This is a genomic window from Enterobacter sp. D2 (assembly GCF_034427575.1).
Classification (GTDB): Bacteria; Pseudomonadota; Gammaproteobacteria; order Enterobacterales; family Enterobacteriaceae; genus Enterobacter; species Enterobacter cloacae_M.
Window position 1 is genome coordinate 280,790 of the sequence record NZ_JAXQPP010000003.1, and the last position, 17,865, is coordinate 298,654.

17 protein-coding genes are annotated in these 17,865 nt (G+C 61.8%); 4 read left to right on the forward strand and 13 right to left on the reverse strand.

Annotation, left to right across the window (positions count from 1 at the left end; translation table 11 throughout):
- Positions 1 to 16: 16 nt before the first annotated feature.
- From SPG90_RS16775 to SPG90_RS16790, 4 genes are all read right to left on the reverse strand, one after another.
- The gene (locus SPG90_RS16775) at positions 17 to 712 is read right to left on the reverse strand and encodes an ArsR/SmtB family transcription factor (protein WP_045404530.1); all 696 of its coding nucleotides are present in this window, start codon (positions 710 to 712) and stop codon (positions 17 to 19) included.
- Positions 687 to 1,082, reverse strand: a complete 396-nt coding sequence (locus SPG90_RS16780; RefSeq protein ID WP_045404534.1) for an amino acid-binding protein — start codon at positions 1,080 to 1,082, stop codon at positions 687 to 689. Before SPG90_RS16780 ends, SPG90_RS16775 begins: the two co-directional genes overlap by 26 nt.
- Positions 1,075 to 1,398 carry an antibiotic biosynthesis monooxygenase family protein gene (locus SPG90_RS16785; RefSeq protein ID WP_023310251.1) on the reverse strand — a complete coding sequence of 108 codons (324 nt, stop codon included), beginning with the start codon at positions 1,396 to 1,398 and terminating at the stop codon, positions 1,075 to 1,077. The genes SPG90_RS16780 and SPG90_RS16785 overlap by 8 nt, the downstream gene beginning before the upstream one ends.
- Before the next feature lie 152 nt (positions 1,399 to 1,550).
- Positions 1,551 to 2,966, reverse strand: coding sequence for an aldehyde dehydrogenase family protein (locus SPG90_RS16790; protein WP_322408238.1), 1,416 nt, complete (start codon positions 2,964 to 2,966; stop codon positions 1,551 to 1,553).
- A gap of 100 nt (positions 2,967 to 3,066) precedes the next feature.
- Here SPG90_RS16790 and SPG90_RS16795 point away from each other — a divergent pair, with 100 nt between their 5' ends.
- Positions 3,067 to 3,969, forward strand: coding sequence for a LysR family transcriptional regulator (locus tag SPG90_RS16795; protein WP_126303637.1), 903 nt, complete (start codon positions 3,067 to 3,069; stop codon positions 3,967 to 3,969).
- On the opposite strand, the gene SPG90_RS16800 is transcribed toward SPG90_RS16795, so the two are convergent.
- The gene (locus SPG90_RS16800; RefSeq protein ID WP_008501331.1) at positions 3,956 to 4,435 is read right to left on the reverse strand and encodes a carboxymuconolactone decarboxylase family protein; all 480 of its coding nucleotides are present in this window, start codon (positions 4,433 to 4,435) and stop codon (positions 3,956 to 3,958) included. The two genes, SPG90_RS16795 and SPG90_RS16800, sit on opposite strands and share 14 nt — an antisense overlap.
- A gap of 102 nt (positions 4,436 to 4,537) precedes the next feature.
- Between SPG90_RS16800 and SPG90_RS16805 the strand changes: the two genes are divergently transcribed.
- A complete protein-coding gene (locus SPG90_RS16805) occupies positions 4,538 to 5,926 on the forward strand; it encodes a PLP-dependent aminotransferase family protein (RefSeq protein WP_126303639.1) in 1,389 nt (462 codons plus the stop codon).
- A gap of 41 nt (positions 5,927 to 5,967) precedes the next feature.
- Here the strand turns inward: SPG90_RS16805 and SPG90_RS16810 are convergent, their stop codons facing one another.
- A complete protein-coding gene (locus SPG90_RS16810) occupies positions 5,968 to 6,129 on the reverse strand; it encodes a DUF1127 domain-containing protein (protein WP_047742941.1) in 162 nt (53 codons plus the stop codon).
- Between the two features lie 176 nt (positions 6,130 to 6,305).
- On the opposite strand from SPG90_RS16810, the gene SPG90_RS16815 reads away from it, so the two are divergent.
- On the forward strand, positions 6,306 to 7,724 hold the full coding sequence (locus SPG90_RS16815; RefSeq protein ID WP_045404543.1) for a PLP-dependent aminotransferase family protein: 1,419 nt from the start codon (positions 6,306 to 6,308) through the stop codon (positions 7,722 to 7,724).
- A 61-nt stretch (positions 7,725 to 7,785) separates the two neighbouring features.
- Here SPG90_RS16815 and SPG90_RS16820 read toward each other — a convergent pair whose 3' ends face one another.
- A complete protein-coding gene (locus SPG90_RS16820; protein WP_248184347.1) occupies positions 7,786 to 8,907 on the reverse strand; it encodes a cupin domain-containing protein in 1,122 nt (373 codons plus the stop codon).
- A gap of 135 nt (positions 8,908 to 9,042) precedes the next feature.
- A complete protein-coding gene (locus SPG90_RS16825) occupies positions 9,043 to 9,645 on the reverse strand; it encodes an ATP-dependent Clp protease proteolytic subunit (RefSeq protein ID WP_023310243.1) in 603 nt (200 codons plus the stop codon).
- 324 nt (positions 9,646 to 9,969) lie between these two features.
- Between SPG90_RS16825 and SPG90_RS16830 the strand changes: the two genes are divergently transcribed.
- A complete protein-coding gene (locus SPG90_RS16830; protein ID WP_045357388.1) occupies positions 9,970 to 10,587 on the forward strand; it encodes a response regulator transcription factor in 618 nt (205 codons plus the stop codon).
- Between the two features lie 3 nt (positions 10,588 to 10,590).
- On the opposite strand, the gene SPG90_RS16835 is transcribed toward SPG90_RS16830, so the two are convergent.
- The 5 genes from SPG90_RS16835 to SPG90_RS16855 all read right to left on the reverse strand — a co-directional run bounded on the left by SPG90_RS16835 (position 10,591) and on the right by SPG90_RS16855 (position 17,813).
- Positions 10,591 to 16,173, reverse strand: a complete 5,583-nt coding sequence (locus tag SPG90_RS16835) for an ATP-binding protein (RefSeq protein WP_322408239.1) — start codon at positions 16,171 to 16,173, stop codon at positions 10,591 to 10,593.
- Positions 16,174 to 16,182: 9 nt separating this feature from the next.
- Positions 16,183 to 16,563, reverse strand: a complete 381-nt coding sequence (locus tag SPG90_RS16840) for a response regulator transcription factor (protein ID WP_041911343.1) — start codon at positions 16,561 to 16,563, stop codon at positions 16,183 to 16,185.
- A gap of 20 nt (positions 16,564 to 16,583) precedes the next feature.
- Entirely contained in the window at positions 16,584 to 16,847 is a 264-nt protein-coding gene (locus SPG90_RS16845; RefSeq protein ID WP_024909507.1) for a XapX domain-containing protein, read from the reverse strand.
- Positions 16,844 to 17,065, reverse strand: coding sequence for a DUF1427 family protein (locus SPG90_RS16850; RefSeq protein WP_024909508.1), 222 nt, complete (start codon positions 17,063 to 17,065; stop codon positions 16,844 to 16,846). The genes SPG90_RS16845 and SPG90_RS16850 overlap by 4 nt, the downstream gene beginning before the upstream one ends.
- Before the next feature lie 61 nt (positions 17,066 to 17,126).
- Positions 17,127 to 17,813, reverse strand: a complete 687-nt coding sequence (locus SPG90_RS16855) for a hydrolase (protein WP_008501349.1) — start codon at positions 17,811 to 17,813, stop codon at positions 17,127 to 17,129.
- Between the last annotated feature and the right edge of the window lie 52 nt (positions 17,814 to 17,865).

Below are 17,865 nucleotides of genomic sequence, written 5' to 3' on the forward strand. Positions count from 1 at the left end.
CAGCCCGCAGCGAAGTTTAGCGGCTAAAAAGTCTCTTAACAGCAGCCCTACCTGAAGCCGTCACCACCACCTCCCTGTATCCCGCCACCCGCTGGATCCACCCTTTGCTTTCCAGATGAATGAGCAGCGCCGCGCCCGCCTCACCGCCAAGATGAAACCGCCGCTCGCTCCAGTCCAGACAGGCACAGCAGGCTTTGCGGCGCGGGTGAGCGCTTAACGAAACGCCGAGCTTCAGAAACTGCTCCCGGCCATACAGCGTGAGCGCTGAACCGTCAGCCTCCAGCCAGCCTTCCGCCTGCATAAAATCGTAGATGTGCACCGCAACCGTTCCGGCAAGATGGTCGTAACAGGTTCGGGCCTCGCGCATGGCCTTCGGCGCGGTCGTTTCCGGCGGGGTAATGCGGCTCCAGGAGAGCCCCATCATCTGCTCCACCAGCTCCGCCACGTCGTGCCCCGCCAGACGATAATAGCGGTGCCGCCCCTGAGACAGGCAGGTAATCAGCTTTCCCTCCACCAGCCGGGCGAGATGCCCGCTGGCGGTCGACGGCGCAACCTCTGCCGCCGCGCTCAGCTCGGTGGCGGTCCACGCCCGCCCGTCCATCAGCGCGCACAGCATCTTTACGCGCGAGGGATCGGCCATTGCGGCAGCCACCGCGGCAATGGCCTGTTCCAGCGCCGCGCCGTTCTCAGGAGGTAGGCTCGTTTTTAACATGTGTTGCCCAGGGTTCGGTGATCTCTGCGGCCAGCTTATCATCATCCGTCAGCAGAATAAGGTGATTCGCGTGGTCGCTGTACTGGGTAAGGATAGACACGCCGCGTGCCGCCAGCACCGCCGCAATTTCACCCAGCTCGCCGGGGCGCTCCTGCCTGAGTTTCCGGATCACCGGCTTACGCAACGCCTGCACGGTAAACCCGGCGTCGAGCAGCACGCGTCGCGCTTTTTCCCCGTCTTCCACCAGAAAATGGGCATCGGTACCAAATACGCCTCCGCCCTCCAGCCCCACGCCGTTGCGCCCCAGCAGCTGTCCAAAGCGCGCCAGCTCGCCGGGCCTGTCGCTAAAAATCACATGAACATCATACATCCGCGTGCCCTCCGGTTTCGGAACTGTACTCCCGCACCAGCTGCGCCACCCGAATGCGGTAGTACGCGAAAATCGATTCCCGCCCTTCGGCCTGCGCGGCCTGATGGAAGACGTTCTGCTTCCAGCTACGGACGGCCTCCTCATCCCGCCACCAGGAAAGCGACAGGATTTTGCCGTCGGTCGTCAGGCTCTGGAACCGTTCAATATCAATAAAGCCGTCGATGTCCGCCAGCAAAGGTTTGAGTTCGGCAGCGAGCTGAAGATAGCGCGCCTGATGGGCGGGCGCGGCTTTGGCTTCGAAAATGACTGCAATCATGATGGTCTCTCCGTAGTGATGTTGGGGAGAGAATGCAGGGTAGAGAGGAACGATGCTTCGGCAAAGAGCGAAGCGTTGTGCCGGATGGCGCTGCGCTTATCCGGCCAGTGGGAAGATGTAGGCCCGGCAAGCGCAGCGCCACCGGGCAGGTTTTAGCTCAGAATCGACTTCGGCTCCATAAACGCCCGAATTCCCCACTCGCCCATCTCGCGCCCCACGCCGGAGTGCTTAAACCCGCCGAACGGCGCTTTCGGCTCATGGGCCAGGGTGTTCACCAGCACGCGACCGGAAACAATCTGCTGCGCCACGCGTCGCGCGCGGTTCGCATCGCCGCCCAGCACCATCGCGCTCAATCCGTAATCGGTGTCGTTGGCAATGGCGATAGCCTCCGCCTCGTCACGATAGGGGATCGCGCACAGCACCGGGCCGAAAATCTCGTCACGGGCGACCGTCATCTGGTTGTTCACGTCGGCAAACAGCGTCGGGCGCACAAACCAGCCGTCTCGCGTGCCGTCCGGTCTCCCTTCACCACCCGCCAGCAGACGCGCCCCCTCTTCAATACCTTTACGGATATAGCCCTGCACCCGCTGCCACTGCTTTTCGCTGACCATCGGGCCGACGTCCGTCGCGCTATCGCGCGGATCGCCCGATTTCACCACCGCCACGGCCTGCGCCAGCGCGGTTTCGATCTCAGCCTTGCGCGCCTGCGGCACCAGAATGCGCGTTCCGGCCACGCACGCCTGCCCGCTGTTCATAAACCCGGCCTGAATCACCAGCGGGATCGCCTGCGCCAGATCCACATCATCCAACAGGATCGTCGGCGATTTACCGCCTAACTCCAGGGTCACGCGCTTAAAGCTCTCCGCCGCGTTGCGCAGGATCGCCTTGCCGGTATTCGTCGAGCCGGTAAACGAGATTTTTGCCACGTCCGGATGGCGGCTGATGGTTTCACCGACGGTTTCGCCGCGCCCGGTGACGATGTTAAACACCCCCGGCGGCAGCGCGGCATCGCGCAGCGCTTCGGTGACAATCCGGGTTTGCAGGGCGCTCATTTCGCTCGGCTTGATGACTGCCGTACAGCCCGCCGCCAGCGCGGCCGCCAGCTTGCCGCAGATAAACCCCGCATCGCTGTTCCACGGCGTGATAAGCCCGGCCACGCCGAGCGGCGTCATCTGCACCGTTGCGGCACCTGCGGGGGTGACAAACTCAAACGCCTCAAGCGCCTCGATGGCCTGAGCAATCACCTCTGCCGGATAGCTTGCCATCCACGCCGAGCGCGAGGCGGGCGCGCCGTACTCTTCAATGACCGCTTCCAGCAGATCGTCGTGACGGGCGGCCACGGCGGCGTGCATGCGTTTTAGCGCCGCGAGGCGTTCCTGCTTTGTGGTCTGCGACCACGCCGGAAACGCAGCTTTCGCCACCGCAACGGCGCGCTCCGCGTCAACCTCATCCGCCAGACGAACCTGGCCGATGACCTGCGCCGTCGCCGGGTTGTACAAATCAAACCACTCGGTGCCGTGCGGGGTAATAAATTCGCCGTTAATAAAGATCTGTTCGATGGTGTGCATATAAACCTCCTCAGGCTGTGTGAGCACAGTCTGTCACGGCTTCTCCGTTGCGATAATCCACGCTATGCTGCAAGGGTTATTTCGATTTTCAGGATAATCTATGCATCGTTCAGGTCTGACAGAGCTGGAAGTGGTGATGGCGGTCGTGCGGCGCGGCAGCTTTCGCGCCGCCGCGCAGGAGCTGGGCATGTCCGCCACGGCGGTTAGCAACGCCATCGCCGGGCTGGAGAGCCGCCTTGATAGCCGCCTTTTTAACCGCACCACCCGCAGCGTGGCGCTCACCGACGCCGGACAGCGCTACGTTGCGCGTATCGGCCCGGCCCTGCAGGAGATCCGTCTCGCCAGCGAGGAGATCCACAGCGACACCGGGGAACCCGCCGGCACGCTGCGTCTGAACGTGCCGAACCATATCGGCGCCCTGTTTCTGGACCAGCTGCTGATCGACTTTATGATCCGCTACCCGAAGATGCGCGTAGAGACCGTCAGCGAAGCGCGAATGATCGACATCGTCGCGGAAGGCTACGACGCGGGGATCCGCCTTGAGGAGTCCGTGCCTCAGGACATGATCGCCGTGCCGCTGACCGGGGAGATCCGCCAGCTGGTCACCGCCACGCCGGACTATTTTGCACGCCACGGCATTCCGCAGACGCCGGACGATCTGCTTTCGCATCAGGGGATTGGCATGCGCATGGCCCACGGCGGGATCTACCGCTGGGAGCTGGCCCGTCGGGGGGAAACGTACGCCCTTGCCGTGCCGCCGCGCTTTGCGACGTCCGATCTTTTTGCCTCGATCCGGGCGGTAAAAGCGGGATTAGGGGTGGGATTTTTGCCGGAGCTGTATATCCGGGAAGAGCTGGAGCGTGGAGAGCTGGTGAGCGTCCTAAACGACTGGGCGCAGCCCTTTGCCGGACTGCGCCTGTACTACCCCGGCCATCGCCACGTCCCGCCAGGCCTGCGGGCGCTGGTGGCAACGATCCGCGAGCGCGGGATTATTCCAGGTTAGCCTTGTTCAGCCCGTAAGCCGCGTCCAGCGAGCCGGGTGCCATGCGGGAAGTGATCCCCAGACGGTTCCAGGCGTTGATCGCCACGATGGCGAAATTCAGCTCTGAAATCTCCACGTCCGAGAAGTGCTCCGCCACGCTGCGGTACAGCGCGTCGCTTACCCCGTGAACGCCAATCTGGGTCAGCGCTTCGGTGAAGGCCAGCGCGGCTTTCTCGCGGGCGCTGAACAGCGGAGACTCGCGCCAGGCCGCCAGGTGGTACAGGCGCAGCTCTCGCTCGCCGGCGATTTTCGCCTCTTTCGAGTGCATATCCAGGCAGAAGGTGCAGCCGTTGAGCTGCGATACGCGAATGTCGATCAGGTGCTTCAGCGCCGGGTCGATGGAGGTTTTTGCCACCTCCATGCTCAGGGCGGACAGCGCGTTAGCGAGGGCAGGTGTGGCTTTGTGGTGGTTGACGCGAGTGCTCATGGTCTTTCCTCTAATTTACACTGTATGTGTCATGCGATGAGGTAAATCTACGCCGTTCATGACATAGTAAAAAGATACAAAAAGCGTGAAACGAGGTAGGACATGAAGCCGGGCTATCACGAGATTTATTCCCGCTATCGCGACAACATCACGCGTGGCGTGCTGAAGCCGGGCGATAAGGTGCCTGCCATCCGCGTGCTGGCGGAAGAGCTGAAGGTGGCGCGTAAAACCGTCGAAACGGCGTATGCCATTCTGACGGGCGAGGGGTATCTGGTTAGCCAGGGCGCGCGCGGCACGCGGGTGAACCCGGCTCTTCTGCTGCCCGCGCAAAATGCCGCAGCGGAACAGCCCACCGGCACGCTCCCGGCATCGCTTATCAGCCAGCGGGAACGAGCTGGGTTTCTGCGTCCCGGCATCCCTGCCCTCGACAGCTTCCCCTATAAAAAATGGCTGCTGCTGGCGGGGCAGGCGACCCGTTCCATGCGCCAGGAGGAGATGCTCAACCCGCCGGTGCTGGGCTGGTATCCGCTGCGCCAGGCCATCGCCAGCTATCTCAACATTTCGCGCGGGCTCTCCTGCACTGCCGAACAGGTGCTGATTACCAGCGGGTACAGCGGTAGCCTGCGGCTGATCCTAGACACGCTTGCCAGCCGCAGCGACAAGGTGGTGTTTGAAGATCCGGGCTATTTTATGGGCCAGCAGCTGCTCAAGCGGATCGTGCCACGCCTGCACACCGTGCCAGTCGATCGCTGCGGCATCGACACGGAATACCTGCTCCGTCACCATCGCGACGCCCGTTTCGCCATCGTCACCCCGTCGCACCAGAGCCCGCTGGCGGTCACGCTCTCCCTGCCGCGCAAGCAGCAGCTGCTCGACTGGGCAAGCCAGAACGCGGCGTGGATTATTGAAGACGATTACGACGGGGAGTTTCACTACACCCGCAAGGTGCTGCCGTCGCTGAAAAGCCTCGACCCGCACGACCGGGTGATTTTTATGGGGACCTTCAGTAAAACCATCATGCCGTCGCTGCGCATGGGCTACGTGGTGATGCCCGCCAGCACCGTCGGGGCCTTTACCGACTGCGCGGACATTACCACCAGCGGCCAGCCGGTGCTGACGCAAAAGATCCTCACCGCGTTTCTCAACGAAGGGCATTTTTTCCGTCACCTGAAAAAGATGCGCGCGCTGTATCAAACCCGCCGCGACTGGATGATTGCCGCCCTGCGCGAGGTGTATGGCGATCTGTTTTTCACCGAGCAAAATGACGGCGGGATGCATATCGTGGCGTTCCTGACCAGAGGAAGCAGTGACCGGGAAGTGGCACGCTGCTGGCAGGAACAGCAGCTGCAGGTCAACGCGCTTTCGGAGTGGTATCGCGGGTCGGGCAAACGCTACGGGCTGGTGATGGGCTATAACAACGTGCGGTCGTATGAAGAGGCGGTGGAATTGCTGGAAAGGCCGAAGCGGCAGACGCTTGCGCTGCTGAGCTGAACATCGCCGGGTGCGCTGCGCTCGCCCGGCGATGACGTGGCTCATACATCATTCCGCGACAACCCAACGTCCTTAAGCTGCTCGTCGCTCATCCGGCTCAGGATGCGGCGGGTGCGGTTGATGCGATACCAGCGGCAGATCGTTTTGCCGATCCAGAGAAACACAATAAACGGACGTTTTGAACGATTCTCGTAGAATTCCATGATGCTCTCCTCACTGTGTCAGTGGGGTTATCATCCCGGAAATCGGCCTGTGCAATACAGATGCAAAAACACCTTTTGTTTAACATACAGATCCGCTAAAACAGTATCTGCATGCCAATTTTCGCAGCAATCTGTACTGGTTTCATAATCTGTATGGTGAAAACAAAGGATACAGCATGACGCGCTACCAACATCTGGCCAATCTTCTGGCGGAACGCATTCAACAAGGTCTGTATCGCAGCGGCGAACGTCTGCCGTCGGTGCGTGCGCTGAGCCAGGAGCACGGCGTAAGCATCAGCACCATACAGCAGGCCTACCAGATCCTCGAAAACCTCCAGCTGATCACCCCTCAGCCGCGCTCCGGCTATTTTGTCTCGCAGCGCAAGGCCCAGCCGCCGGTTCCGGCCATGACGCGACCGGTACAGCGCCCCGTGGACGTCACCCAGTGGGATGAGGTGATGATGCTGCTGGACGCCCGCGCCGACAAAGAGATGATCTCCTTCGGCGGCGGCTCGCCGGACATTAACCAGCCCAGCCTGAAGCCGCTGTGGCGCGAGATGAGCCGCATAGCGCAGCATAACCCTGCCGAGATGCTGAGCTATGACGTGCTCGATGGCCGCCTGGAGCTGCGTGAGCAGATCGCCCGTCTGATGCTGGACGGCGGCTCCACCGTGGCAGCGAACGAGATTGTCATCACCAACGGCTGCCACGGCGCGCTGTCGATTGCCCTGCTCTCGGTGTGCAAGCCGGGGGACATCGTGGCGGTAGAATCGCCGTCGTTTCACGGCACCATGCAGATGCTGCGCGGGTTTGACATCAAGGCGATTGAAATTCCCACCGACTCTGAAACCGGGATCAGCATCGAGGCGTTAGAGCTGGCGCTGGAACAGTGGCCGATCAAGGCCGTGATTCTGGTGCCCAACTGCAATAACCCACTCGGGTTTATCATGCCGGAAGCGCGGAAAAAGCAGGTCTTAGCCCTGGCGCAGCGGCACGATATCGTGATCGTGGAAGATGACATTTACGGCGAGCTGGCGGCGGAGTATCCGCGCCCGCGCACCATTCATTCGATGGATATCGACGGCCGCGTGATCCTCTGCAGCTCGTTTACCAAAACCGTGGCGCCGGGCCTGCGCGTCGGCTGGATTGTGCCGGGGCGCTATTACGACCGGGTGATGCACATGAAATATGCCGCCGGCGGGTTTAACGTGCCGGGCACGCAGATGGCGGTGGCGGCGTTTATTCGCGACGGCCATTACCATCGCCACGTGCGCCGTATGCGTCAAATTTATCAGCAGAATATGGAAACCTACACCTGCTGGGTGCGGCAGTATTTTCCGGCAGAGATTTGCGTCACGCGCCCTCAGGGAAGCTTCCTGCTGTGGATTGAACTGCCGGAGAAGGTCGACATGGTGTGCGTCAGCAAGCAGCTGTGTCGGCTGAAGATCCAGGCCGCGGCCGGGTCGCTGTTTTCCGCCTCCGGGAAGTACCGCAACTGTCTTCGGATCAACGTGGCGCTGCCGCCGACGGAGAAGAATCGCGAGGCGTTGAAGAAGATGGGTGAAGCGATTGTGATTGCGATGGAGGAGGGCTAGCGCGGCCTGATGTCCTCACCCCGACCCTCTCCCACAGGGAGAGGGAGAAAACCGTGCCGCATTATTCGTCGAAGTACCAGTATCCCTGGTTAATCAGCCCGGTGAGCTCTTCTACAAACGCCGGGTTTTTCAGCGCATCGCCCAGCTCGGCCTGACCGAGTTCGGTGTAGCGGCACAGCGCATCCGCCCCCTTCGCGTCTACCGTCTCCAGCTGTTCGCTGTTGATGAAGAAGCTGCCGTTAACGTTCAGCACGCGCAGGCCGCTCAGGCGAGACAGCGTTTCGCCGCCCTGCAGCGCGTCCAGCACCTCTTCCGGCGCATACGGCGGCTCGGCGGCGGCGATATCCAGCTCGTGGCGCGGGGTGGAGACAAAGCTGCCGAACCATTTTGTGAAATCATCCGGCTTGCTAATCATGTCGATCATCATCTGACGAATGCGATCCAGTTCGTACTGCTCCACGCGGCCCGGATGTTCGCGACAGGTCAGATCCGGATCGCTGTAGTGCTCGCCGCCCAGATCGTTTTCCAGCACGTAATCGGCGAAGCTGCTGATCAGATCGCGACCGTTCGGTCCGCGGAAGCCGACGGAGTAGTTAAGCGCCGTCTCATGGGTAAAGCCGTCGTGCGGGAATCCAGGCGGGATGTAGAGGATATCGCCCGGGGCCAGATCTTCGTCGATGATCGGCTCGAACGGATCGACATGCAGCAGCGCCGGATGCGGGCAGAACTGACGCATCGGCAGCTTGTCGCCAACGCGCCAGCGGCGGCTACCCATCCCCTGAATGATAAACACGTCGTACTGATCGATATGCGGGCCCACGCCGCCGCCCGGCACGGAGAAGGAGATCATCAGGTCGTCCAGACGCCAGTCCGGCAGGACGCGGAACGGACGCACCAGCTCCGCGGCGGGCATATGCCAGTGGTTCACCGCCTGCGCCAGCAGCGACCAGCCGGTTTCACCCAGATCGTCAAATTGCTCAAACGGACCATTGCTGGCCTGCCATTTGCCGTTGAAATGGCTCACCAGACGGCTATCGACTTCCGGCTCCATCGCCAGCCCTGCCAGCTCGTCCGGAGTAATCGGGTCGACAAAATTCGGGAAGGCATTTTTCAGCACTACGGGTTGTTTTTGCCAGTATTTCTCAAGAAATTCCGGCCAGTTCAGGTTCAGTTGATACGCCATGGGTAGCACCAGTGAGAGGGGAAACAGGCGCGATTATAGGCAAGAAGGCAGAGGGGGAACTTGTCATGGGTCAAACGAGGGCGTGTAGGTCGGGTAAGGCGAAGCCGCCACCCGACTCAAACACGCCGCGAAAACTTAATCCAGCTTCAGCTCGTCATAATGGGTTATCAGTTTACCCACGATGCCGTAGTCCAGCGCTTCTGCCGGAGACATCCAGAAGTTGCGATCGGTGTCTTTTTTCACTTTTTCCAGCGGCTGGCCGGTGGCGTCGGCGATCAGCTTGTTCACGCGATCCAGCATGCGGATGATCTCGCGCGCTTCGATCTCAATATCCGTCGCCTGACCGCGCACGCCGCCGAGCGGCTGGTGGATCATAAAGCGGGTATTTGGCAGCGAGTAGCGGTGCTCTTTCTTCGCCGCCAGGAAGATGGTGATCCCGGCGCTCGCCACCCAGCCGGTGCCGATGACATGCACTTCCGGGCGGATGAATTTGATGAAGTCGTGGATGGTATCGCCCGCTTCCACGTGGCCGCCCTGGCTGTTGATGTACAGCTTGATCGGATCGTTACTGACGCTTTGCAACAGGATCATCTGGGTGATGACCTTCTGCGCCAGCTCCTGGTTGATCTCACCGGAGATAACAATCGAACGAGACTCCAGCAGTTTTTGCTGCAGAGCGCCCGCGCCGTTTGACCCTTCCGCTTTTTCCTTGTCGCTATCTTTCAGTGTGTAGTGCATTGTTATTTCCTCAGCTTGTCGCGCTCAAAACCAGAGTGTAGCCTGTTTTACGGGTCAAAGTCCTCACGGACAGATCGCAATCCACGAAGCGGTGATCGCGGATCCGGACGGCAACCGCATTGAGCTTGTGGGTGCATAAAATCAGCGTTTCGTTCTTTAACCGCTCCGGTCACGGATCGCTATACTTCATCTTCATACGGTTATCATATTGTTAAATGATAATGATAGTTAATGTGTTAAGATGAAAGTCAGCATAAACAGTCCCTTACGTAACCGGCGGGATTGTTTGCATCCTCGACATGTAAATCAGCACCGGGGCGGTGAATGGAACACATTGTGTATGTGGTTGATGACGATGACGCAGTCAGGCAGTCCGTGATTGGGCTGCTGGATTCGGCGGACCTGAACGCCGTCGGCTTTTCATCGGCAGAAGCGTTTCTTCAACACCGCTTTGAAGAGCTCCCGTCGTGCGTGGTCCTCGATATGCAAATGCCCGCCATCTCGGGCTTTGAGGTGGCTGATGCCCTTAAGGACAGCGGGCGCGAAATCCCGATTATTTTTCTTACCGGCCACGGCACTATCCCGATGTCGGTGCGCGCCATTAAAGGCGGCGCGTACGAATTTCTCACCAAGCCCGTCGAATCCACCGCGCTTATCGACGCCATCGAGTCCGCGCTTCAGCTGGCGGAACACAACGCCGAGCGCAATAAAGAGCACTACGCCCTGAAGCAGCGCCACATGTCCCTCACCCCGCGCGAGCACGAGGTGCTGACGCTGGCGATAAGCGGCATGCTGAACAAGCAGATTGCCGCCGAGCTGGGCGTCAGCGAGATCACGGTGAAGGTGCACCGTCGCCGCGTGATGGAGAAAATGCAGGTGCGCTCCGTGGCGGAGTTGGTCAGGGCCGTTGAGCGCCTGACCTCAAGCCTGCCTGCGGAGTAACGCTTACCCTTCCTGCGCCGCCAGCGGCAGCGCAAACGCAAACACCGTGCCGTACGGCTCCCGGCGGCGCGCGCTCAGCTTCCCGCAGTGGCGCTCGATGATGCTGGCGCTGATAGTCAGCCCCATCCCCATCCCCTGCGCTTTGGTGGAGTAGAACGAATCAAAAATCTGCTCCAGCCGCTCGGGCTCAATGCCGCTTCCGGTATCGGCGATCTCGACGATCACTTTCCCGTCCGCGTTGGCGGTGCTGAGGGTAATGGTACTGGCGCGATCCTTCACCTCGGCCATCGCCTCAACCGCATTCATCACCAGATTGAGCAGCACCTGCTGGATCTGCACGCTATCGCCGGTGATAAAGCTGTCCTGCGCCCTTAACAGATAATCAACGCTAATGTGTCTCTGCTCCAGCTCGCTGCGCGAGAGCGTGATGATATGGTGGATCAGGTAGTGCATGTCGATGCGCGAGAAGGTGGGATCCTGCTTGCGGGTCAGGGACTGAATGCTGCGAATGATCTCCCCCGCCCGCGCGCCTTCCGCGGCGATCTCCTCCAGCCCTTCGCGCACTTTATCCAGCCGGGCGGGCTCGCGGTTGAGCCAGCGCAGGCTCGCCCCGGCGTTCGAGACGATCGACATCAGCGGCTGATTGATCTCGTGGGCAATGGAGGAGGTCAGCTGTCCGACGGTGGTGGCCCGGGACACCCGCGCCAGATCCGCCTGCGCAACCCGCATCGCATCCTCCGCGGCGCGCTGGCTGGTGATATCGGTGATGATGCCGTAATACTCATTCACCTCGCTGCCCACGCCCACCGGATCGCCAATCCCGAGTATGTAGCGCGTGGAGCCGTCGGTACGCTTAACGCGAAACTCCGCGCGCATGGAGAGCCCGTCGCGCACGCTTTGGGTGACGATGGCGCTGATGCGGGCGTAATCGTCCTCATGGACGAAGGTCAAAAACTCCGCCATGGAGATCGTCTTTTGCCGCTCGGGCAGGCCGAGAATGCGGGCGTACTCTTCCGAGACAAACATCAGATCCTGCTCCAGCTCCCAGCGCCAGCTGCCGGTGTGGCTGATCTGCTCGCCGAGCATCAGCGAGGTCTGGCTGGATCGCAGCTCTTTCTCCACCCGGCGGCGCTGGATGTTCTCCGCCAGCAATTCGGCGTACAGCCGCGCCGTCTCCAGGGATACTGCGGCCTGCGCGCCCAGCAGGCTCACCACGCGCGAGTGCTCGGCGGTGAAGACCTCCGGCATCAGGCGGTTTTCCAGGTACAGCACGCCCACCAGCCGCGCCTGTTTGAACATCGGGACGCACATCACCGCCGCCCCCGAGGTCACCAGATAAGGGTCCTGGCTGAAGGGATGGAACTCCTCCGGCCTGCCGGTGCGGATCTCCTGCCCGGTGCGGATCACCGCCGCCAGCACCGACAACGGCAGGTCGGTCGCCGTCGGCACGTCTTTCAGGATCCGCACCCGCACGCCCTCGGTGCTGGTCCAGGCGCTGGCCTCGATCTCCGGAATCAGGCTCTCGCTCACGCGCAGCAGCAGTCCGCGCTGCGCCCCGGCGCGTTCGAGCAGGATAGTCATCAGGTTTTCGATTAAGCGCTCCAGGTTGATTTCTTCCGACAGCGCGCGGGAGGCTTTGATGACGCTCTGGAGATCGCGGATGGTCTCATTCTGGGCGAAAGCCACCGTGTCGTAGGCGCTGGCCTGCCCGGAGGCCAGCAGGTGCGGGAAATCCTGCTCCAGCTGGCGTAGCTTGGCCTGCGCGCCCGCGCGGCCCCAGGCGGCAATTGCGCCGCGGAAGTGGGCGTCCGAGGCGGTTGGGTAACCGCAGGCCAGCGCGAACCGGCCCGCCAGCTCGTGGGCCAGAGCGTTGATCGGGTTAAACCCGCCCTCGCGGGAGAGCCGGACCGCCTTCTCATACTGCTCGAGCGCAATGCTGTTCATCCCGTCCAGACGCACGATTTCGGCGTAGATCAGCGCCTCTTTATCCGCGAACGTGCCGGGATTAACGCGCGCCCAGAGGGCGATTTTGTCGTAGTGGGCGTGAATGCTGCGGCGGTGGTTCGCCGAGAAGGTCTCCGGCGTCAGCTGACGTGACAGCGCCAGCGCGCTGTAGAGATGGTAATCCAGCAGATGGATATGCCCCGGCGCAGACCACGCGTACCAGCCCGCCATCTCAAGATCCGCCTGCGCGTCGGCATATTCGCCGCAGGTAAAGTGCGCCATGCCGCGATACAGCCAGTACCAGAACAGCATGGTGGAGTTCTTCTCCGGCGCCTGCTCCGGCGACGCGGGAAGCAGCGCCTCCGGCAGCACCTGCGACGCGGTCCAGGTGCCGATGACCGGCGTGCGCAGGAACTCAACGTAGCCGCGCTGGACCATCAGAATGGTCTCCACGTCCTGGAAGTGGGTTTTACGCACGAACGCCAGGCCGCGCTCGATGCTGGTCAACACCCCGTCCAGGTGATCGCCCCGCGAGAGGAAGTTAATCACCTGGTGGCAGGCCGCAAAGCAGGCCATCGTCATATCCCCGTGGGTCACCGCCGAGGTGAAGCAGGCCTTCGCGCACTCGATGGTAAACGATAAAGGCTGGGTCCAGACGCTGAGCTGGTCGAGCGGCAGCAGGGTTTTGGCTTCGAACGCGTCGTAGCCGTGGCGATTCACCAGCTCGCGGGCCAGGGTGCCGTACTGGAACCCGAGGCGATACTCGGCGTAGCGGTGGCCAATCAGCACGCCAAACCAAGCCATCGCCGTGGTGGAGGCGCCGGTAATGCCGTGGTCGAGGGTCAGGTGCATCATGCGGCAGAGCAGCAAAAAGTGCAGGCGCGGGCAGATGAAGCTGGCGCAAATGCTGGCGCTGTAGAGCAGGTTCATCACCGCTTCGGTTTCCGGGTTATCCATCCGCGACAGCTGGGCAAACAGGTTTTGCGGCGCGTCGGCCGTGCGGTTGCAAAAGAGCGCCCAGGCCTCGTCGCAGCCGGCATCTTCCGGATAGCGGCTAATCTGAATACCGAAAATCCCCAGCCAGCAGAGCGCCGCCTCCAGCGCCAGACGGCTGTCCGACTGACGAATGTACACCTCCACCAGCAGGTTGGCCGCCAGCGCCTTTTCTGTCAGCCCGCCTGGGCAGCCGAGAATGGCGTCACACAGCTCGCGGGTGCGCTCCAGATGCCCCAGCGCAAACTCGCAGCCCGCCTCTTCGATATCGAGCATAAAGTCCGACACCGTCCCGGCGTTGCCCAGCGCTCTGGCGGTCTGGATATAGCCAAGCGCCGAAAGGTAATCTCCCGAACGCTTCGCGCGCCGCGCGGCCAGCAGGCTCAGCTCGCGGAACATCTCCCGCTGCGGGGCGGGCTGGATGCTGTCCAGCGCGGCCGTGACGTGGTGAACGGCACGGAACAGCAGCTCATTCCCCGCCGCCTGACGCGCGGCGTCGGCAAGCAGGCTGGCGGTGGTCAGGTGAATATGGCTTCTCTCATGCCGATCGAGCAGCGCAAAGGCCGCCTCCTGCACCCGGTCATGGGTGAAGGCGTACTTTTTTTCCGCCAGCACGATGAGCTGGGCCATCACCGCCGGGTGCAGCGCATAGCGCATTTCCGCCATCGACATGCCGACCACGCGGCAGATCATCTCCATCTCGCCCGTGCCGCCGAGGCAGGCGATGCTGCCCAGCAGGCGACGCGTTTCGTCGGGCAGCTCTTCGAGCTGCTCCAGCACCAGGGTGACGACGTTTTCGGTGTAGTGTCGGGCGCGGATCGCCTGCAGATCGTAGTGCCACTTGTCCTGATATTTGTTGTGCACCACCAGGCCGTCATCCACAATGCGGCGGAAAAACTCGTGCACAAAGAGCGGGTTGCCGCCCGTCTTCTCGTGGATCAGCGTGGCGAGATCGGTCGTCGCCGCGCTGCGGGTGCGAAATACCGTCGCCAGCCAGCGCGCCACCGCTTTCACGGAAAGCGCCTGCGGAACAATCTCGCTCGCGTTTTGTGCCGCCTCCGGCAGGCCCGCCAGCAGCGCCTGCAGGGCGGCGTCGGACACGGCGCTGATATCCCGGTGGGCCGCGACCACCAGCAGCGGAACAGCGCCGCAGTTCATCAGCAGGTATTTAAGCGTATGCAGGCTGGCGGCGTCGCTCCACTGGAGATCGTCGAGCACCAGCACCAGCGGGCAGCCCTGCGAGGCAAAGGTTTTTACCAGCGCCAGCACCATATGGCTGAAGCGCGCCCGGGCATCAATGGAAAACGTATCCGCCGAGAAGCGCGGCTTGCTCTCAAGCAGCAGGCCCAGCTCGGGCACCAGGCTGACGGCCAGCGCCTCGTACCCCTCCAGGGCGCGAGACAGGCGGATTTTCCACTTCGCCACCTCCTCTGCGGGCAGCCCCAGCAGGTGCAGCGTCAGGGTGCGGAACGCGGAGCTTAATACGCCGTAGGGCAGCGACGGCGAAAACTGGTCGACTTTGCCCACCGCCAGCAGCACCGTGCGCTGCTGCAGCGTTTTGAGCGCCGTCGCGATGATCGAAGATTTGCCGATCCCCGACGGCCCGCCGATCGTCACCAGCTCCGGCACCAGGCTCTGCCCCACCCGCTCAAACGCCGCAATAACGTCGTTCGCCTGCGGATGCGTCGCGAACAGGGAGTCCGCCAGATGGATCGCCGGGGTGCGGTCCTGCTGGCCGGGGGTAAAGGCGACGATTTCGCCCTCGCAGGTCAGCGTCGCCTGGCAGCGGCGAAGGTCGGCAATCAATCCGTCGACCGTCTGGTAGCGGTTATCGGGGTGCTTTTCCAGCAGCTTCAGGATGATGGTCGACAGCATTCCCGGCACGTCCGGGCGGATCGCGTCCGGGGCCAGCGGCGCGGAGGCAATATGGTAGTGCGCCCAGTTGGTCTGCTCGTCCTCCCCCAGCTCAAACGGCAGGCGTCCGGTCAGGAGTTCATACAGCACCATGCCGAGGCTGTAGAGATCGCTGCGGCCGTCGACGGGGCGCTGGGTGCGGGTGGTGTGCTCCGGCGACATATAGGCGGGCGTGCCCCCTGAAACAGGAAGCCGGGTCTGGGTGACGGCATCGGAAAGACTGCTGGAAAGGCCAAAGCTGCCCAGACGGCAGGTGGCATCGTGATGAACAAAAATACTGCCGGGCTTGATATCGCCGTGGATCAGGTTTTGCAGATGCATCTGGCGCAGGGGAACGCAGATCTGGATCGCCATCTCGAGAAAGCGCGCGATCCCCGAGATCGCTCTGCCCGCGCGCCGCGCCAGCAGCTCAAACGAAAACGGGGCGTACACCAGCGCGAAGCGCCCCCGGTACTGGGTGGACGCAACGGCGCGGATGGCCCAGCTGTCCTGCAGCGCGTCGCGCAGCGCAAACTCGTTTTTAAGCAGCCGGGTGGCCCGCTCTTCCTCTTCGTCGCTCACCGCGGTGGCGATAATGAACGAACCGCCGGAGTGAGGATGTCGCGCGTGCATCCAGGCGATTCCGCCCTCCTGCGCCAGCACGGTAAAAATCACATCCTCTTTAAGGACAAAAACCCGCCCCTGATGAAGATTCCCCTGGGCGGGCCAGAATGCAGGCTGCTCGTGTTCGTTCATCCGCGATCCTTATTGTCGGCGGGCCAGCTCCCGCTGAATATGATCCAGCAGAATATCGATGTTAATCGGCTTACGCAAAAAAGCAGCGGCGCCCAGATTAAGAGCGTACCGCTGCATATTTTCATCAGCATGACCGGAGATAAAGAGCACGGGCGGAGGCGGTACGGCCAGCAGCCGCAGCTTGTCAAACAGCTCAAGGCCGCTCATGCCCCGGAGCTTGATATCGGTGATCACCAGCGCCGCGCCGGACAGGGCAAGCGGATGGCTCAGAAATACCTCTGCCGAATCAAACGTGTCGGTTGAATAGCCTTCCGACTCCAGGAGATTACTCAACCCGCTGCGGACGGAACGTTCGTCATCAATGATGGCAATGCGCCACGGCAGCGTCATGCTGTTATTCCTCTAACCAGTCATTTAACGTCGCGAGGGTCCTTCGCGGGCGCAGGGGGCGCCGTGCCGCTGATTTTCGGTACGCATTCGTGACGAAACCAGGCGAGGGTGAGCGGTTCGCGACTCAGTAAACGTCGTCCCACCGGGATAAGCTGTTCGCCCACCAGCATGCCAAACAGGCCAAGCAGGGCGACAACCGGTGGTGCCGGGGAATGGACGTCGAGCAGAGCGTAAATTACCCCAGCAACCACGCCGCACACCAGCGAAATTATCCATGCTTTCATGATGACGCTCCCGTCTGCGATGCCGCCTGCGGAACGGTCACCTGAGGAGGTGGGGCGCCGTCGCGGGATAAGAGATGGCGCGTCGCCTGTTCACCCGCCAGCATCCCCAGCAGACCAATCAGCGCCAGCGCGGGCGGCGCGGGGGATCGCACCTTCAGCACGGCATACATCAGGCCAATCAACACGCCTGCCGCAAGGGATATCAGCCCAGTACTCATTGTGAACTCCAGAGAAAGAGGCAGCGGCGAGTCGGATGAGGGACCAGCCCGCCAGCGGAACTTAGCGAGCCGGGACCGGCGCTAAGGTGCGGTGCTCGCTCTTCTGGCGAGACGGCGCTTTGTGCACCATGGTGTAGGCGTAATCCACGCCCATTCCGTACGCGCCGGAATGCTCGCGCACGATATCCATCACCGCGGTGTAGGTCTCTTTACGCGCCCAGTCTCGCTGCCACTCCAGCATCACCTGCTGCCAGGTCACCGGGATCACGCCCGCCTGGATCATGCGCTGCATCGCGTAGTCGTGGGCTTCTTTGGAGGTGCCGCCGGACGCGTCCGCCACCATATAAATTTCGTAGTCGCCTTCCAGCATCGCGCACAGGGCAAAGCTGTTGTTGCACACTTCGGTCCACAGGCCGGCCACCACCACCTTCTTCTTGCCGTTAGCCTTCAGCGCGTCGCGCACCTTCTGGTCGTCCCAGGAGTTCATGGAGGTACGCTCCAGGATGTCCTGGCCCGGGAACACGTCCAGCAGCTCCGGATAGGTGTTCCCGGAGAAGCTTTCGGTCTCAACGGTGGTGATGATGGTTGGGATGTTGAACACTTTGGCCGCTTTCGCCAGCGCCACGGTGTTGTTTTTCAGCACCTGGCGGTCAATAGACTGCACGCCAAACGCCATCTGAGGCTGGTGATCGATAAAGATGATCTGACAGTTCGCAGGGGTTAACACTTCGAGCTTTGAAGAGGTCATAGCATTTTCCAGTGGTTAAGGGTGAAATCGCCGCGAGCGCCGCGACGATAAA

What these genes read in the sequence shown, in the direction of transcription:
- SPG90_RS16775 (WP_045404530.1), bottom strand. Translation starts at nt 712, where the DNA reads ATGTTAAAAACGAGCCTACCTCCTGAGAACGGCGCGGCGCTGGAACAG.
- SPG90_RS16780 (WP_045404534.1), bottom strand. Translation starts at nt 1,082, where the DNA reads ATGTATGATGTTCATGTGATTTTTAGCGACAGGCCCGGCGAGCTGGCG.
- SPG90_RS16785 (WP_023310251.1), bottom strand. Translation starts at nt 1,398, where the DNA reads ATGATTGCAGTCATTTTCGAAGCCAAAGCCGCGCCCGCCCATCAGGCG.
- SPG90_RS16790 (WP_322408238.1), bottom strand. Translation starts at nt 2,966, where the DNA reads ATGCACACCATCGAACAGATCTTTATTAACGGCGAATTTATTACCCCG.
- SPG90_RS16795 (WP_126303637.1), top strand. Translation starts at nt 3,067, where the DNA reads ATGCATCGTTCAGGTCTGACAGAGCTGGAAGTGGTGATGGCGGTCGTG.
- SPG90_RS16800 (WP_008501331.1), bottom strand. Translation starts at nt 4,435, where the DNA reads ATGAGCACTCGCGTCAACCACCACAAAGCCACACCTGCCCTCGCTAAC.
- SPG90_RS16805 (WP_126303639.1), top strand. Translation starts at nt 4,538, where the DNA reads ATGAAGCCGGGCTATCACGAGATTTATTCCCGCTATCGCGACAACATC.
- SPG90_RS16810 (WP_047742941.1), bottom strand. Translation starts at nt 6,129, where the DNA reads ATGGAATTCTACGAGAATCGTTCAAAACGTCCGTTTATTGTGTTTCTC.
- SPG90_RS16815 (WP_045404543.1), top strand. Translation starts at nt 6,306, where the DNA reads ATGACGCGCTACCAACATCTGGCCAATCTTCTGGCGGAACGCATTCAA.
- SPG90_RS16820 (WP_248184347.1), bottom strand. Translation starts at nt 8,907, where the DNA reads ATGGCGTATCAACTGAACCTGAACTGGCCGGAATTTCTTGAGAAATAC.
- SPG90_RS16825 (WP_023310243.1), bottom strand. Translation starts at nt 9,645, where the DNA reads ATGCACTACACACTGAAAGATAGCGACAAGGAAAAAGCGGAAGGGTCA.
- SPG90_RS16830 (WP_045357388.1), top strand. Translation starts at nt 9,970, where the DNA reads ATGGAACACATTGTGTATGTGGTTGATGACGATGACGCAGTCAGGCAG.
- SPG90_RS16835 (WP_322408239.1), bottom strand. Translation starts at nt 16,173, where the DNA reads ATGAACGAACACGAGCAGCCTGCATTCTGGCCCGCCCAGGGGAATCTT.
- SPG90_RS16840 (WP_041911343.1), bottom strand. Translation starts at nt 16,563, where the DNA reads ATGACGCTGCCGTGGCGCATTGCCATCATTGATGACGAACGTTCCGTC.
- SPG90_RS16845 (WP_024909507.1), bottom strand. Translation starts at nt 16,847, where the DNA reads ATGAAAGCATGGATAATTTCGCTGGTGTGCGGCGTGGTTGCTGGGGTA.
- SPG90_RS16850 (WP_024909508.1), bottom strand. Translation starts at nt 17,065, where the DNA reads ATGAGTACTGGGCTGATATCCCTTGCGGCAGGCGTGTTGATTGGCCTG.
- SPG90_RS16855 (WP_008501349.1), bottom strand. Translation starts at nt 17,813, where the DNA reads ATGACCTCTTCAAAGCTCGAAGTGTTAACCCCTGCGAACTGTCAGATC.